16 protein-coding genes are annotated in these 16,121 nt (G+C 69.2%); 8 read left to right on the top strand and 8 right to left on the bottom strand.

The features are described from left to right. The 6 genes from WH07_RS30380 to pknB form a co-directional block, all read left to right on the top strand. Positions 1–360 (top strand): FHA domain-containing protein (locus WH07_RS30380; RefSeq protein ID WP_046507074.1); only part of this gene is annotated, 360 nt, incomplete at its 5' end. Between the two features lie 10 nt (positions 361–370). Then, positions 371–883, top strand: a complete 513-nt coding sequence (locus tag WH07_RS30385) for an FHA domain-containing protein FhaB/FipA (RefSeq protein ID WP_046507034.1) — start codon at positions 371–373, stop codon at positions 881–883. Positions 884–1,024: 141 nt separating this feature from the next. After that, positions 1,025–2,533, top strand: coding sequence for a Stp1/IreP family PP2C-type Ser/Thr phosphatase (locus WH07_RS30390; protein WP_046507037.1), 1,509 nt, complete (start codon positions 1,025–1,027; stop codon positions 2,531–2,533). Positions 2,534–2,558: 25 nt separating this feature from the next. Next, the gene (locus WH07_RS30395; protein ID WP_046507040.1) at positions 2,559–3,977 is read left to right on the top strand and encodes an FtsW/RodA/SpoVE family cell cycle protein; all 1,419 of its coding nucleotides are present in this window, start codon (positions 2,559–2,561) and stop codon (positions 3,975–3,977) included. After that, positions 3,974–5,440 carry a peptidoglycan D,D-transpeptidase FtsI family protein gene (locus WH07_RS30400; protein ID WP_046507044.1) on the top strand — a complete coding sequence of 489 codons (1,467 nt, stop codon included), beginning with the start codon at positions 3,974–3,976 and terminating at the stop codon, positions 5,438–5,440. The genes WH07_RS30395 and WH07_RS30400 overlap by 4 nt, the downstream gene beginning before the upstream one ends. Before the next feature lie 168 nt (positions 5,441–5,608). Further along, entirely contained in the window at positions 5,609–7,636 is a 2,028-nt protein-coding gene (gene pknB / locus WH07_RS30405) for a Stk1 family PASTA domain-containing Ser/Thr kinase (RefSeq protein ID WP_046507046.1), read from the top strand. 146 nt (positions 7,637–7,782) lie between these two features. On the opposite strand, the gene WH07_RS30410 is transcribed toward pknB, so the two are convergent. From WH07_RS30410 to WH07_RS30430, 5 genes are all read right to left on the bottom strand, one after another. Further along, positions 7,783–8,592, bottom strand: a complete 810-nt coding sequence (locus WH07_RS30410; RefSeq protein WP_079023691.1) for a class E sortase — start codon at positions 8,590–8,592, stop codon at positions 7,783–7,785. 85 nt (positions 8,593–8,677) lie between these two features. Continuing rightward, on the bottom strand, positions 8,678–10,051 hold the full coding sequence (locus tag WH07_RS30415) for a class E sortase (protein WP_046507049.1): 1,374 nt from the start codon (positions 10,049–10,051) through the stop codon (positions 8,678–8,680). After that, a complete protein-coding gene (locus WH07_RS30420; RefSeq protein WP_046507053.1) occupies positions 10,048–10,686 on the bottom strand; it encodes an aminodeoxychorismate/anthranilate synthase component II in 639 nt (212 codons plus the stop codon). Before WH07_RS30420 ends, WH07_RS30415 begins: the two co-directional genes overlap by 4 nt. Next, complete coding sequence (locus tag WH07_RS40550) at positions 10,683–10,856, bottom strand: hypothetical protein (RefSeq protein WP_046507056.1); 174 nt, start codon at positions 10,854–10,856, stop codon at positions 10,683–10,685. Before WH07_RS40550 ends, WH07_RS30420 begins: the two co-directional genes overlap by 4 nt. Before the next feature lie 166 nt (positions 10,857–11,022). Next, a complete protein-coding gene (locus WH07_RS30430) occupies positions 11,023–11,790 on the bottom strand; it encodes a DUF881 domain-containing protein (RefSeq protein WP_046507060.1) in 768 nt (255 codons plus the stop codon). 139 nt (positions 11,791–11,929) lie between these two features. On the opposite strand from WH07_RS30430, the gene crgA reads away from it, so the two are divergent. Beyond that, positions 11,930–12,187: a cell division protein CrgA gene (gene crgA / locus WH07_RS30435; RefSeq protein ID WP_046507063.1), complete on the top strand. Its 258-nt coding sequence runs from the start codon at positions 11,930–11,932 to the stop codon at positions 12,185–12,187. A gap of 417 nt (positions 12,188–12,604) precedes the next feature. Here crgA and WH07_RS30440 read toward each other — a convergent pair whose 3' ends face one another. Together WH07_RS30440 and WH07_RS30445 are read right to left on the bottom strand one after the other, a co-directional pair. Beyond that, entirely contained in the window at positions 12,605–13,534 is a 930-nt protein-coding gene (locus tag WH07_RS30440) for a rhomboid family intramembrane serine protease (RefSeq protein ID WP_046507066.1), read from the bottom strand. Positions 13,535–13,719: 185 nt separating this feature from the next. Beyond that, a complete protein-coding gene (locus WH07_RS30445; protein ID WP_046507068.1) occupies positions 13,720–14,247 on the bottom strand; it encodes a peptidylprolyl isomerase in 528 nt (175 codons plus the stop codon). 435 nt (positions 14,248–14,682) lie between these two features. On the opposite strand from WH07_RS30445, the gene WH07_RS30450 reads away from it, so the two are divergent. After that, positions 14,683–15,378, top strand: coding sequence for a DUF5324 family protein (locus tag WH07_RS30450; RefSeq protein ID WP_046507071.1), 696 nt, complete (start codon positions 14,683–14,685; stop codon positions 15,376–15,378). A 145-nt stretch (positions 15,379–15,523) separates the two neighbouring features. Here WH07_RS30450 and WH07_RS30455 read toward each other — a convergent pair whose 3' ends face one another. Beyond that, complete coding sequence (locus WH07_RS30455) at positions 15,524–15,958, bottom strand: DUF6344 domain-containing protein (protein ID WP_046507073.1); 435 nt, start codon at positions 15,956–15,958, stop codon at positions 15,524–15,526. Positions 15,959–16,121: the final 163 nt, after the last annotated feature.

Below are 16,121 nucleotides of genomic sequence, written 5' to 3' on the forward strand. Positions count from 1 at the left end.
GACCGGCCCCGGGGAGGCGGCCACGCCCCCGCCGCAGGCCGCCTCCCCGGGGCCGGTCCAGGCGCTCTGCCGGGGGGTCAGGTGCGCCGCTGGATCGAGATCAACGGCACCCGCCATCAGATCTCCCGCGCCACGCTCGTACTGGGCCGCAGCACCGACGCCGACGTACGGATCGACGATCCCGGGGTCTCGCGGCGGCACTGCGAGATCCGGACCGGAACGCCCTCGACGATCCAGGACCTCGGGTCCACCAACGGCATCGTGGTAGACGGACAGCACACCACCCGCGCTACGCTCCGCGACGGCTCGCGGATCGTCGTGGGCAACACCACCATCGTTTACAGGCAAGCCGAAGGGTGAAGCGGGGGCAATGTCAGAGCTGACCCTGACGGTCATGCGGCTAGGTTTTCTGGCCGTTCTGTGGCTGTTCGTGATCGTGGCCGTCCAGGTCATCCGCAGTGATCTGTTCGGGACACGGGTCACCCAGCGCGGCTCGCGCCGCAGCGGCGACGCCCGCCCGCAGCAGGCCCGCCAGTCGGCGGCGCCGCCCCAGCAGCGCCAGCAGCAGGGCGGCAGGCAGCGCCGCGGCGCGCCCACCAAGCTGGTCGTCTCCGAGGGCAGCCTCACCGGCACCACGGTGGCCCTCCAGGGCCAGACCATCACCCTGGGCCGCGCGCACGACTCGACGATCGTGCTGGACGACGACTACGCGTCCAGCAGGCATGCCAGGATCTACCCGGACCGGGACGGCCAGTGGATCGTCGAGGATCTCGGGTCCACCAACGGTACGTATCTCGACCGGACCCGGCTCACGACACCGACACCGATCGCGCTGGGCGCTCCTATCCGCATCGGCAAGACCGTCATCGAGCTGCGGAAGTAGTACGACAATGAGCGAGCGGAGCGAGCGAGCCGCGGCGGTCCCGACAGCGGACCGGAGCAGGCTCCCGACCGGAGGGTGGGCAGTGTGGCTCGAGACCGGCTGGCGCGACAGTCGACGGGCGAGCCGACGGGCGAGGTGCGCATGAGTCTGTCTCTGCGCTTCGCCGCCGGATCGCACAAGGGCATGATCCGGGAAGGCAACGAGGACTCCGGCTATGCCGGACCGCGGCTGCTTGCCATCGCCGACGGCATGGGCGGCCAGGCCGCCGGTGAGGTCGCGTCCTCCGAGGTGATCTCCACCCTCGTCCAGCTCGACGACGACGTGCCGGGCTCCGACATCCTCACCTCGCTCGGTACGGCGGTGCAGCGGGCCAACGACCAGCTCCGCGTGATGGTCGAGGAGGACCCCCAGCTCGAAGGCATGGGCACCACGCTCACCGCCCTGCTGTGGACCGGCCAGCGGCTCGGCCTCGTGCATGTCGGGGACTCCCGCGCCTATCTGCTGCGCGACGGCGTCCTGACCCAGATCACCCAGGACCACACCTGGGTGCAGCGGCTGGTCGACGAGGGCCGGATCACCGAGGAGGAGGCCACCACCCATCCGCAGCGCTCCCTGCTGATGCGCGCGCTGGGCAGCGGCGACCATGTCGAGCCGGATCTCTCCATCCGCGAGGTCCGCGCCGGGGACCGCTATCTGATCTGCTCCGACGGCCTCTCGGGCGTCGTCTCCCACCAGACCATGGAGGAGACCCTCGCCAGCTACCAGGGCCCGCAGGAGACCGTACAGGCCCTCATCCAGCTCGCGCTGCGCGGCGGCGGCCCCGACAACATCACCTGCATCGTGGCCGACGTCCTGGACGTCGAGTCCAACGACACCCTGGCCGGGCAGCTCAACGACACCCCGGTCGTCGTCGGCGCGGTCGCCGAGAACCAGCTTCCGCTGAACTCCGCCGAGAACGCCGCCGCGATGCAGACCCCCGCGGGCCGCGCGGCCGGCCTGGGCCGCTCCGTACCGCCCCAGCCCGGAGGCGGCTTCGGCCCGCCCGGCAGCGGCGGGGACGGCGGTTACGGAGGCATGCCCGACGACGGAAGCTTCGGCGCGTACAGCGACGACGACTTCGTCAAGCCGCGCGGCGGCCGCAAGTGGTTCAAGCGGTCCTTCTACACCGTGCTCGCCCTGGCCGTCGTCGGCGGCGGACTGTACGGCGGCTACCGCTGGACGCAGACCCAGTACTACGTGGGTGCCAACGAGGAGCATGTGGCGCTCTACCGGGGCATCAGCCAGGATCTCGCCTGGCTCTCCCTCTCGGAGATCGAGAAGGACCACCCCGAGATCGAACTCAAGTACCTCCCGCCCTACCAGCGCAAGCAGGTCGAGGAGACCATCGCCGAGGGCAGCCTCGCCAACGGCCGCGACAAGATCCAGGAACTCGCCACCCAGGCGTCGGCCTGCAAGAAGGACGAGCAGCGCCGTCAGGCCGACCGCGAGGCCAATGTGGTCACCGGCGAAGGCCAGGCCGGCGGCACGACCGGTACGAACACCTCCGGCCGGACCACCACCATCAAGCCGAAAGCCGCGACTCCCACTCCGGGCCCCAGCCTCTCGGAGGAGGAGCAGAAAGTGGCCTCGAACTGCGGGAAGCAGCAGTAGCCGGCCGTAGGGGGCCTTTCACCACATGAGCGTTGTCACCAATACGACCACCATCGGCGCGATCGAAGCACCGAGCCGCCGCAACACCGAACTGGGGCTGCTCGCCTTCGCCGTCGTCATCCCGGTGTTCGCGTATCTGAACGTGGGACTCGCCCTCGACGGCAAGATCCCCGCCGGGATGCTGGGGTACGGGCTCGGCGTCGGCCTGCTCGCCGGGATCGCCCATCTCGCGGTCCGCAAGTTCGCCCCGTACGCCGATCCGCTGCTGCTGCCGCTGGCCACCCTGCTCAACGGGCTGGGTCTGGTGCTGATCTGGCGGCTGGACCAGTCGCCGCGGCTGATCCGGCGCGCCGAGGCGCTCTTCGGCGCGTACAGCCCGGACGCCCCCAAGCAGCTCATGTACTCGGCCATCGCGGTCGCGCTGTTCGTCGCCGTACTGATGGTCCTCAAGGACCACCGGATCCTTCAGCGCTACACGTACATCTCGATGGCGGCGGCCCTGGTGCTGCTGATCCTGCCGATGTTCTTCCCCGCCGTGAACGGCGCCAAGATCTGGATCAGCATCGGCGGCTTCACCATCCAGCCCGGTGAGTTCGCGAAGATCATCATCGCGATCTTCTTCTCCGGTTATCTGATGGTGAAGCGGGACGCGCTGGCCCTGGCCAGCCGCCGGTTCATGGGCATGTACCTGCCGCGAGGCCGTGACCTGGGCCCGATCCTCGCCATCTGGGCGATGTCGATCCTCATTCTGGTCTTCGAGACCGACCTGGGCACCTCGCTGCTCTTCTTCGGCCTCTTCGTGATCATGCTGTACGTCGCCACCGAGCGCACGAGCTGGATCGTGTTCGGTCTGCTGATGTCGGTCGCGGGCGCGGTCGGCGTCGCCTCCTTCGAGCCGCACGTCCAGTCCCGTGTCAACGCCTGGCTCGACCCCTTCGCCTGCTACCAGACGGATGTCACCGGCGCCTGCCAGCAGATCGGCGACGCCCTGCTGTCCTTCGGTTCGGGCGGCACCCTCGGCACCGGCCTCGGCCAGGGCAACTCCGACCTCATCGGCTTCGCCGCCAACGCCGACTTCATCCTCACCACGGTCGGCGAGGAGTTCGGGCTCGCGGGCACGATGGCGTTCCTGATGATCTACGGGCTGATCGTGGAGCGGGGCGTACGGACCGCGCTCGCCGCCCGCGACCCGTTCGGCAAGCTGCTCGCCATCGGCCTCTCCGGCGCGTTCGCGATCCAGGTGTTCGTCGTCGCCGGCGGTGTGATGGGCCTCATCCCGCTGACCGGTATGACCATGCCGTTCGTCGCGTACGGCGGCTCCTCCGTGCTCGCCAACTGGGCGCTGATCGGCGTCCTGATCCGTATCAGCGACACCGCGCGCCGGCCCGCACCGGCCCCCGCTCCGTCACCCGATGCCGAGATGACCCAGGTGGTCCGACCGTGAACAAGCCGCTGCGACGCATCGCGATCTTCTGCGGGCTGCTCGTCCTGGCCCTGCTGATCCGGGACAACTGGCTCCAGTACGTACGCGCGGACGAGCTGAACTCGCACAGGTTCAACCGCAGGGTGCTCATCGAGCGCTACAGCAACGAGCGCGGCAACATCATCGTCGACGGCAAGGCCATCACCGGCTCCGTCAAGACCGACGACAGCGACTTCGCGTACAAGCGCACCTATGTCGACGGCCCCATGTGGGCACCCGTCACCGGCTACGCCTCGCAGGCCTTCGACGCCAACCAGATCGAGAAGCTCGAGGACGGCATACTCACCGGCAACGACGACCGGCTCTTCTTCGACCGCACCATGGCCATGTTCACGGGCAAGAAGAAGAAGGGCGGCGACGTCGTCACCACCCTCAGCGGCGCCGCCCAGAAGGCCGCGTACGAGGGCCTCGGGAAGTCCAAGGGCGCGGTCGCGGCCATCGACCCGCAGACCGGCAAGATCCTGGCGCTGGCGTCCACCCCGAGCTACGACCCGTCCACCTTCGCGGGCAACAGCGAGAAGGACTCCAAGGCCTGGGTCGCCCTCGACAAGAAGCACAACCCCGACGACCCGATGCAGAACCGGGCGCTGCGCGAGACCTACCCGCCCGGCTCCACCTTCAAGGTGGTCACCGCGGCCGCCGCCCTGGAGCACGGCAAGATCACGGACATCGACGAGCAGACCGACTCGCCGCTCCCCTGGATCATGCCCGGCACCACCACCCCGCTCGTCAACGAGGGCAACATCCCCTGCAAGGACGCCACCCTCCGGGACGCGCTGAGCTTCTCCTGCAACACCGTCTTCGGCAAGCTCGGCTCCGATCTCGGCAAGGACCAGATGCTGGAGACCGCGAAGAAGTTCGGCTTCAACGCCGAGCAGTTCACGCCGGTACGTTCCAACGCGTCCTTCTTCCCCGAAGAGATGAACGCCTCGCAGACCGCGCTCTCCTCCATCGGCCAGTTCGACACCCGGGCCACCCCCCTCCAGATGGCCATGGTCGCCGCGGCGGTCGCCAACGACGGCAAGCTGATGAAGCCGTACATGATCGACCAGCTCCGCGCTCCCAACCTGGACGTGCTCAGCAAGACCGAGCCCGAGGAGCTGAGCCGCCCGCTCACCCAGGAGCACGCGCAGATGCTCCAGAGCATGATGGAGACGGTCGTCAAGGACGGCACCGGCAAGAACGCCCAGATCCCGAATGTGACGGTCGGCGGCAAGACCGGTACCGCGCAGCACGGCGAGAACAACAGCAAGAACCCGTACGCGTGGTTCATCTCGTACGCCAAGACGGACAGCGGCTCCCCCGTCGCGGTCGCGGTCGTCGTCGAGGACAGCAACGCCAACCGCGACGACATCTCCGGTGGCGGCCTCGCGGCCCCCATCGCCAAGAATGTGATGAAGGCGGTCATCGACAGCAGGAGGTGACGCCGGTCACGGCTCGCCTCCTTACACGCACATTGCGATACCGGTCGTATATCAGGTCACCGTTACGGGCCAATCGCATACGGCGTGCCCGGTAGCGTAGGCGCGAACAGCACACCGCCGGACCACACACCGGTGCGGTCGGGACTGACGGAGAGGGCTGGAACAGTTATGGAAGAGCCGCGTCGCCTCGGCGGCCGGTACGAGCTGGGCTCGGTGCTCGGCCGTGGTGGCATGGCGGAGGTCTACCTCGCGCACGACACCCGGCTCGGCCGCACCGTCGCTGTGAAGACGCTGCGGGCCGATCTCGCCCGCGACCCGTCCTTCCAGGCCCGGTTCCGCCGAGAGGCCCAGTCGGCCGCCTCGCTCAACCACCCGGCGATCGTCGCGGTCTACGACACCGGCGAGGACTATGTCGACGGGGTCTCCATCCCGTACATCGTGATGGAGTACGTGGACGGTTCGACCTTGCGCGAGCTGCTGCACTCCGGGCGAAGACTGCTGCCCGAGCGCACGCTGGAGATGACCATCGGGATCCTCCAGGCGCTGGAGTACTCGCACCGCAACGGCATCGTCCACCGGGACATCAAGCCCGCCAACGTGATGCTGACGCGTACCGGCCAGGTCAAGGTCATGGACTTCGGTATCGCCCGCGCGATGGGCGACTCCGGTATGACGATGACCCAGACCTCCGCGGTCATCGGCACCGCCCAGTACCTCTCGCCGGAGCAGGCCAAGGGCGAGCAGGTCGACGCGCGCTCGGACCTCTACTCCACCGGCTGTCTGCTCTACGAACTGCTCACGGTCCGGCCGCCCTTCATCGGGGACTCGCCGGTCGCGGTCGCCTATCAGCACGTACGGGAAGAGCCGCAGACGCCCAGCGTCTTCGACCCCGAGATCACGCCCGAGATGGACGCGATCGTACTGAAGGCCCTCGTCAAGGACCCGGACTACCGCTACCAGTCCGCCGACGAGATGCGCGCCGACATCGAGGCCTGCCTCGACGGCCAGCCCGTCGCGGCCACGGCCGCCATGGGCGCGGTCGGCTACGGCGGCGGGTACGGCGGCCACGACGCCCAGCAGACGACCGCGCTGCGCCAGAACGACCCGGCCGGCCAGACGACGATGCTGCCGCCGATGAACCCGGACGAGGGCGGGTACGGCGGGTACGACGACCGCCCGGACCGGCGCCGCCAGAAGAAATCGAACACCTCGACGATACTGCTGGTGGCCGCAGGCGTCCTCGTACTGATCGGCGCGATACTGATCGGACGGTCCTTCTTCAGCGGCAAGGACGACACCAGCCAGGTGACCGTCCCGCAGCTCGTCGGCAAGACGCTCGCGGAGGCCGAGACGCTGGCGAGCAACGCGAGCGTGAAGGTCGCCCAGTCCGGTTCCGAGCGGTGCGAGGTGCCCAAGGGCTCCATCTGCAGCCAGAACCCGGAGAGCGGCAAGATGGACCAGGGCGAGACCGTCCAGGTCGTCGTCTCCGAGGGCGCGCCGCAGGTCAAAGTCCCGGACGTCACCCAGAAGGACGTGGACAACGCGACGTCCATACTGGAGGACGAGAACTTCGAGGTGAAGACCGAGCAGGTCGAGTCCGACGAGGACCCAGGCACGGTCCTTGAGCAGGACCCGGAGGGCGGCTCGCGGGCCGAGAAGGGCACGACGGTCACGCTGAAGATCGCGAAGACGGGCCAGGAGGTCGTCGCGGACGTCGTGGGCGCACAGTTCGACAATGCCAAGGCCCAGCTCGAAGCGCTCGAGTTCAATGTCGTACGGAACGACGTGGACGGGGCCGAGCCCGCAGGTACGGTCATCAAGCAGGACCCGTCCGGCAACAGCAAGGCGGACAAGGGCGCGACGGTCACGCTGGATGTCTCCAAGGGGCCGCAACAGCAGCAGGTCCAGATCCCGGGTGACATCGCCGGCGGCAACAAGTCGCTCCAGGAGGCCCAGCAGATCCTGGGCGGCCTTGGCCTCAATGTGACCCTCGCGCCCAACTCGTCCAACGACCCCAACTCCAGGGTCCTGACCACCCAGCCGGGGCCGGGCAGCATGGTGAACAAGGGCGACACGGTCACCCTGTTCACGGCGGGCGGGGGCGGCGGCCAAGGCAACAACGGCGGCGGTGGCGACAACGGCGGCGGAGGATTCTTCGGCGGCCCGTCCGGCACCAGCGCCCGTAAGGAAGGCTAGCGGTACCGGCCGCAGCGGCCCGTACGAAAGCCCCGGCACCCACAGAGGGTGCCGGGGCTTTCCGTTGTCCTGAGCCGTCCTGAGCGCCGTCTGGCGGGCCCGTCGTGCCCCTCCCGGCTCCTCCGCCCCTCCCGGTCCCTCCGGCGTCAGCGCAGCTCCGGCGGCGGCGTGCGGTTCTTGTCGACCTTGTCCGTGCGGACCAGTTCGGCCCAGACGATGTAGCGGTAGTCCGAGGTGTAGATCGGCGTACAGGTCGTCAGGGTCAGATAGCGGCCCGGCTTGGTCTTCCCGGACTCCTTGGGGACCGGCTTGAGCACGTCCACGTTGTACTTCGAGGTCCTCGGGAGTTCCTTGTAGACCTTGTAGACGAACCAGGTGTCCCGGGTCTCGAATACCACCGGATCACCGGTCTTGATCTTGTGGATGTTGTGGAACCGGGCGCCGTGGCCGTCCCGGTGCGCCGCCAGCGTGAAGTTGCCCTTCGGGTCCCAGGGCAGCGCCGACTTGACCGGCTCCGTGTAATAGCCCGCCACACCGTCGTTCAGCAGTGAGGTGGTCGTGCCCTTCTTGACGAGGATCTCCCCGCCGCCCATCGCCGGGACATGGAGGAAGCCGATGCCGTCCTCGGAGTCGTACACCGGAGGCTTGCCGCCCTTGGTGCCTTCCTGCGCCCAGTGGTCGCGTACGTCGTCGCCCTGCTTGGCGGCCTCCCGGTCGGCCAGCACATTCGTCCACCACAGCGAATAGACGACGAAGAGGCCGAGTATGACGCCCGCGGTGATGAGCAGCTCGCCGCAGACGCTGACCACGGCCGCGAGGGGACTGCGGAAGCGGCGTCGTGGGGCGGGCCGGGCTATCGGCGCCCGCGGGGTCGTGGAAGCCCCGGGGGAGTCGGCCGCCGCGTGGTCCGGCGGCGGCGTGCCCGTCTCTCGGTCGTTCTCGGTGCTCGCTGACACAGCGCCCCGTCCCCGTTCGTCTTCGCCGGTCCGCCGGCCCTGTCGTGAGTCCGATCGGCCTAGGGCCCGATCCAAACGAAAGACCCTAACCGACGAGAGCGTCGGGCTTGCCTTTGCCTCGTGGCCGTTCTTCCACCATTTTGCCCCACACGATCATGCGATAGGTACTGGTGAATTCGGGCGTGCAGGTCGTCAGCGTGATGTAGCGTCCGGGCTCCGTGAATCCGGAGCCCGGCGGCACCGGACCGATCACGCTCACGTTCGACGGCGCGGTCTGCGGCAGGATGCTCGTCATGTCGTACGTGTAGTACGCGTCCTGCGTCTCGACGACGATCTTGTCGCCGGGCGTGAGCTGGTTGATATAACGGAACGGCTCGCCGTGGGTGTTGCGGTGGCCGGCCACCGCGAAGTTGCCCTGCTTGTCGGAGGGCATCGCCGTCTTGAGGCTGCCCTCCGCGTAGTGGCCGACCATGCCGCGGTCCAGGACCTTCGCCTTGCTGATGCCCTCCGCGATCGGGACGACGACATCCAGCTTGGGGATGTGCATGATGGCGAAGCCCTGGCCGGGCTCGAATACCCCGGGCTGCCGGCCCTCGGCCCAGCCCTGCTGGATCTTGTTGGTCTCGTTGCCGGCGATCTGGTCGGCCCGTACGTTCGTCCACCAGAGCTGATACGTGACGAACAGCAGCATCAGCACGCCGAAGGTGATGAACAACTCACCGACGGCCCGGCTGGCGACGACCGCGAGGCTGTCCTTGGCGGCGCGGGCCGCGCGGCGCGCCTCGACCCGGGAGAGCGGCCGGGCGGGCGCCTCGCCCCCGGAGCCGGACGCGGGCGCCCCGGACGGTGCCGGTGCCGTCGCGGGCTCGGCCCGTCTGCGGCCCCGGCCGCCCTTGGCCGCCGCTTTACGGCGCTCCGCGCGCCCGCCGGTACGAGGAGCCGGCTCGGGCGGCCCGGCCGCGTGCTCCGGCTGCTCCGGCCCCGGATCGGACGGCATCTCGACCACGGGGAGAGCGACCGTACGGTCGTCCATCGGAGCCGGGGACGGAGCCGGGGATGGCACGGAGGGCGGCGAAGGCGCGGGCGCCGGGGAGGGCGCGGGAGCCGGGACCGCCGGGCCTTCCGCGTAGTACGGATTGGTCCGGCCGGCCGGGGACTCCGCCGCGTACTGCCGGTAGTAGTCACCGGACCACTCGGACTCCGGGTCCGCGGCCTGCTGCGCCCGCTCCCCCGGCTGGGACCACGGCGGCTCCTGCTCGGGCGGCCGTGCGTGCCGGCGGTGCCCGCGCCGCTGTCCCGGCAGCGGCGCGGTCAACGGGTCGTTCAACGGGTCGCCGAGCGGGGCGGCGGGCTCCGCCGGTCCCTCCGCAGCCGCCTCGAACGCGCCGGAGGCCTCGTACGCTCCCTGCTCGTACGAGCCTCCGTAGCCTGCCTCGTGTTCGGGGCGGAGTGCGGTCACGCCAGCGCCTTGCCCACCACCGGCGCCAGATCCGCCGACCGGCCCAGCGCCCCCGGATCACCGCACCGCGCGAGCCAGTTGGCCAGCATCAGATGACCGTGTTCGGTGAGGACGGACTCGGGGTGGAACTGCACGCCCTCGACGGGCAGTTCGCGGTGGCGTACGCCCATGATGATCCCGTCCGCCGTACGCGCCGTGACCTCCAGCTCGGCCGGCAGCGCCGTGGGCTCGGCCGCCAGCGAGTGGTAGCGGGTCGCGGTGAACGGTGAAGGCAGGCCCGCGAACACGCCCTTGCCCTCATGGGTGACCAGCGAGGTCTTGCCGTGCAGCAGTTCGGGCGCCCGGTCGACAACTCCGCCGTACGCCACGGCCATCGACTGCATACCGAGGCAGACGCCGAAGACCGGCACCCCGGTGGCCGCGCAGTGCCGCACCATCTCTACGCAGACACCGGCCTGTTCGGGGGTGCCGGGGCCGGGCGAGAGCAGCACGCCGTCGAAGCCGTCCTGCGCGTGCGAGGTGGACACCTCGTCATTGCGCAGCACCTCGCACTCGGCGCCGAGCTGGTACAGGTACTGAACGAGGTTGAAGACAAAGCTGTCGTAGTTGTCGACGACGAGGATCCGCGCGCTCATCCGGCCGCCCCCGCCCCGTCGACCGTCACGTCGTTGAAGGGCAGCAGCGGCTCCGCCCAGGGGAAGACGTACTGGAACAGCACATAGACGACCGCGAGCGCCAGGACGAGCGATATGGCCGCACGCAGCCACACGTTGCCCGGCAGATGACGCCAGATCCAGCCGTACATGCTGTCCCTTCCGTTCGGTACCGCCCCAGGCGCTACTGCACCAGACTAAACGGCGGCGGTGACACATGGGCGGCGCATCCGGCAGGTGCACTGAGGTTCGGGGAAGGTTCGGGCGGGTTGCGGGAGGTTTCGGGCGGGTTGCGGGAGGTCCGGCGCGGATCGAGGGCTACCCGACCGGTTCCGCGTAGTGGAGATCGACCGTGCCCGTGTAGCCGGGAAGCGTCTCCTCGCCGTGCTCGTCGACCTTCCAGCCGAGGCCGTACGCCTTCACATAGAGCTGGTAGTTCTGGATCGCCGGGGAGTCGGTGAGGGCCTTGCGGAGGGCGTCCTGGTCACCGACAGCGGTGATCTTGTAGGGCGGTGAGTAGACGCGGCCCTGGAGGATCAGCGTATTGCCCACGCACCGGACCGCGCTGGTGGAGATCAGCCGCTGGTCCATGACGCGGATGCCCTCGGCGCCGCCCTGCCAGAGGGCGTTGACGACGGCCTGGAGATCCTGCTGATGGATGACGAGGTCATTGGGCTGGGGCTCGGGGTAGCCGGGGTTGGCGGTGGCGTTGGGCGGGGCGTCGTTGAGGGTGACGGTGAGGGCGGGGCCGGTGAGCTTCTTGGTGCCCGCGGCCTTCTCCAGGGCGCTCAGTCTGGCGTTCTCGGCCTCGGTGGAGCCGTCGTCGCGGCCGACGAGCGCGTCGATGTCCCGGCGGACCGCCGCGGTGGTGTCACCCAGTTCGGCGTTCTTGCGGTCCCGCTCGTGAATCAGGTCGGAGAGCTTCAACAGCGAGGCGTCCGTACGGATGTTGGTGCCCTTGGCCGTGTTGAAACTGGTCACGAAGATCAGCCCGGCGAGCGCGAAGACGGCAGCCGTGAGCAGCCGGACGGGCCGCCGCGAGGGGCGCCGGACCGGCCCTGGGGGAGAGTCGGCTGAATTGCTCAACGTACCCTTATCTCCTTAGGCGCCGCGGAAGCACTACGCTAACGGACGCCCGGTGGCGGCGGTTCCCCCTGCTCTCCGCCCCCGGCACCCGTAACAGTTACCTGCGCGGTCACGCAGCGCATCGACAGGAGAGTCCCTCGTGCCGAAGTCACGTATCCGCAAGAAGGCCGACTTCACGCCGCCTCCGGCGGCGAAGCAGGCGACCGCCATTAGGCTGACCAACCGGAGCTGGGTGGCCCCGGTGATGCTGGCCATGTTCCTGATCGGACTGGCCTGGATCGTGGTCTTCTATGTGACCGAGGGCGATCTCCCGCTGTCCAGCTTCGGAAACTGGAACATCGTGGTCGGGTTCGGCTTCATCGCCGCCGGCTTCGGTGTCTCCACCCAGTGGAAGTAACGGGCCCGCGAACCCCGCGACTCCGCGGCCGCACGGCCGCGGTCGTGGCCGTCGTCAGCAGCCCGCCGTCACCAGCTCACCGTCACCCTGAGTCCCCACTTATCCACAGCCTTGTCCACAGCAGGGGAAAAGGTCTGACGATCTGTGGATAACTCCACGGGTTCTTGACGGCGGTGTGACCGCGTCGGCTCTTCGGACGACGTGCCCGCCCCTTGTCGCCGCTGGTCAACCCAGCATTGACGACAAGGGGCACGCACGTTCTCCGCAGGATGCACAAGATCCTGCACACACTGTGGACAACTGTGCTGTACGAACGGTCAGCGGGGACACGTAGCCGGACGCGCAGCACGTGCTACGGGCAGTGCCGACGGACAGCGCCATCGGACGGCGCCGTCAGCACGGGCAGCCCCGGGCCGCTCAGAACGCCGCGGGCAGCGCGGGCAGCGTCGCCGTCCTCGCCACCACCACCGCGACCGTCGCCGCCAGCACCAGCGCGCAGGTCCCGTACTGCACCAACGCCCGCCGCTCCCGGGGCGCGTGCACCATGCCGATGGCTATCACCGTGCCCGCCACCAGTCCGCCGACATGCGCCTGCCAGGCGATACCGGACCAGGTGAAGGTGAAGAGCAGATTCAGCGCCAGCAGGGCGAAGACCGGCCGCATGTCGTAATTCAGCCGGCGCATCAGCACGGCGGTGGCGCCGAGCAGTCCGAAGATGGCGCCGGAAGCGCCCAGCGAGGCCTGGTTCGGCGCGGCGATCAGATACGTGAGGGCGCTCCCCGCGAGTCCGGAGAGCAGATAGAGCGCCAGGAAGCGGCCGCGGCCGAGCGCCGCCTCCAGCGGCCCGCCGAGCCACCACAGGCCCAGCATGTTGAACCCGAAGTGCCAGATCGCCTGGTGCAGGAACATCGCCGTCAGCAGCCGGTACCACTGGCCATCCGCGACACCGACGAGTCCGCCCGTCGCGGGGTCGAAGGCACGGCCGACCAGGTCGAGATCATTGACCAGGCTGTCGCCCACCGCGAGCGCGGCGATGAAGACCGCGGCATTGATGCCCAGCAGGACCTTGGTGATCAGCCGGGGATCGGCCACGATCGTCCCGCCTGCGAGCGTACGGGCCTGACGCGGGGCAGGCCCGCGCCCCGTGCCCGTACCCGAGCCCTGCCGGACGCACTCCGGGCACTGGAAGCCGACCGCGGCGTCGACCATGCATTCGGGGCAGATGGGCCGCTCGCAGCGCGTGCACCGTATGCCCGTCTCCCGCCCCGGATGCCGGTAGCAGTCGGGCAGGCCCTCACTGACGGCGGGCTGGTCCTGGCCTCCATGGCCGCCTGGCGGGTGGTCCATCGGTCCCCTCGGGTCCTGGTGACGGCGGGCGCGTACCGGGCAGTGCACGGCGCACTGCCCCGCCCGCCCGGTATGTAACCACTACGGACGGGCGGGGCGGGAGGTTCCCGCGACCCCGGGAACCCGAGCGGTCCGGACGCCGGGGGCGGTCCGTGACCCTCGGTGGGTGCGGTCCGTACGCCGCGTCAGCGCGTCTCGACGATGACCGACTCGATCACCACGTCCTGCACCGGGCGGTCGGTGCGCGGGTTGGTACGGGTGCCGATGATGGTGTCCACGACCTTCTTGCCGGCCTCGGTGCTGACCTCGCCGAAGATGGTGTGCTTCCGGGTCAGCCAGGCGGTCGGCGCCACGGTGATGAAGAACTGCGAGCCGTTCGTGCCCGGGCCGGCGTTCGCCATGGCCAGCAGGTACGGCTTGTCGAAGGCCAGGTCCGGGTGGAACTCGTCCTCGAACTCGTAGCCCGGGCCACCGGTGCCGTTGCCCAGCGGGTCCCCGCCCTGGATCATGAACCCGCTGATCACCCGGTGGAAGATGGTGCCGTCGTACAGCCGGTCCTTGCTCTTCTTGCCGGTCTCGGGGTGGGTCCACTCCCGCTCGCCCTGCGCGAGCTCGACAAAGTTCTTGACCGTCTTCGGCGCGTGGTTCGGCAGAAGCCGGATCTCGATGTCGCCTTGGTTGGTCTTCAGGGTGGCGTAAAGCTGCTCGGCCACGATCTGCCTTCCGTAAGTCTGCTCTGACCCTCACGATCCTCGCACGTACGGCGCGGATGATGTCCGGCCACTGCCCTTGAAAGGGCTTTGCGCCCGTCTTGGGGCGATTTCGGGGCCGTATGGGGGCACGATGGAGGGAAGGCACCGCAGGCATGGCTCCGCAGGCATGGCGAAGGGACGCCCGGCGGTGGTGTCACGCCGGTACGGAGACACAGAGGCACACGGGGACGCCGGAGGGCCGTGCAGCCGTCCGTGCCGGGTGCCATGACCCGAGGCGATGCCCCAGAGCGATGACCAAGAGCGGTGACCAAGAGCGATGAACCCGGGAGCGATGACCCGGATGCCCGCATCACATGCCGAGACCGAGTCCGGCAGGCATGATCTCGAAAAGGGTGGACAGGCGAAATACGGAACGCCACCGAGGAGGATGATCCTGTGACCCGCATGGACAGCGTGCGCGCCGCTACCGGTTCGGCGAAGGAGAGCGTGCAGCACGCCGCGGAAGCGGTGGCCCCCTATGCCGGTACGGCCAAGGAGCAGGCCGCTCTATATGCCCACGAAGCGCGGGTGAGGCTCGCGCCGACGATGACGAAGGCCGCTCAGCAGGCTCGTACTCAGTACGGTGCCCATGTGGCGCCCAGGGTGCCCCCAAAGGTCGATGTCGCCGCTCACCGAGCCGCTCAGCGCACGCGCCAGGCCGCCCGTCAGGCGGCGGACTACACGGTGCCGAAGGTCGGACAAGCGGTGGCCGTGGCACAGCCGATGGCCGGACAGGCCGCGGCGCGGTCCGCGGCCGCCCTGGCCGCTCTGCGCGGACAGGTCACGGCGGATGAGATCAAGAAGCTGGCGAGGAAGCACGAGCGGCGGGCCAGGGCCGCACGGATCGCCAAGGGCCTGGCGGTCCTCGGCGTGCTGGCCGGTGCGGCTTTCGCCGCCTGGAAGTGGTGGGACAAGCAGGCGAATCCGGACTGGCTGGTGGAGCCGCCGGCCGCTACGGAGGTCTCGGAACGCGGGCCGATGACCAATACCGGTGGCAGCCATGTGGTGGACCCGCTCGATCCCGAGGTGCAGGCGAAGGCGAAGCAGGCCGAGGCGGAAGCGGAGGCGGAGCGACGGAGGAACCGTCCCTGAACCCGTTTCTGAGTCCGTTCCCGAGCCCGTTTCTGAGTCCGTTCCCGAGCCCGTTCACGAACGCTGTTCGAGGCTGGTCCCGCGACGCGGTGCGAGGCTGGCCATGGGTCTGGGTCTCGTCCCAAGGCCCGGCCGGTGCGGTGCGTCACGTCGTGGGAGCCGCGCCGGCACCGACGAGTGCCGCGTCCGCGGCGGCATGGGTTCCGCTCACGGCATAGGTCTCGCTCGGCGTGCCCGCGGGAAGATGACGTACCGACGGGGAGGAGCCGTGTGCCTCGGCGGTGATGCGCTGTCTGATCGTCGGTGGCAGCGACCGATCGCGTGACGCGCCGAGCGCTCCGGGCACGATGGCCCGTACGGGTGTGCCCCGCACGGGTGTGGCCCCTACGGGTACGGCCTCAGCCGCCTCGGCCGTACCGCCGGCGGCCTCCCCGGCCGGCGCGGGCACGGGCTGCTCGGCCGGCTGCTGTACGGCCGTACCGGCAGCGGCGGCCGGGGTCGAGAACCCCAGGGAGGCGAGTACCGCGAAGAACGCGGTGATGAAGACGGTCCACAACTTCTTGACCTTGAGGGCGGCCATGACCCCTCACTTTCAGGTTCGGTTCGGGTTGGGCGATCTACATACCTTCCTCATGATGTGTACGCATCTTGAGAATCGGCGGAGCGACGCCGTCCCTGCGTATTTCTTCGGATCAACACCACTCGTACGGTCCAACCGCCCGCCGCCCCGCCCTGCTCGCGCC

The sequence above is a fragment of the Streptomyces odonnellii genome (assembly GCF_000981895.1).
In the GTDB taxonomy this organism is placed as follows: domain Bacteria; phylum Actinomycetota; class Actinomycetes; order Streptomycetales; family Streptomycetaceae; genus Streptomyces; species Streptomyces odonnellii.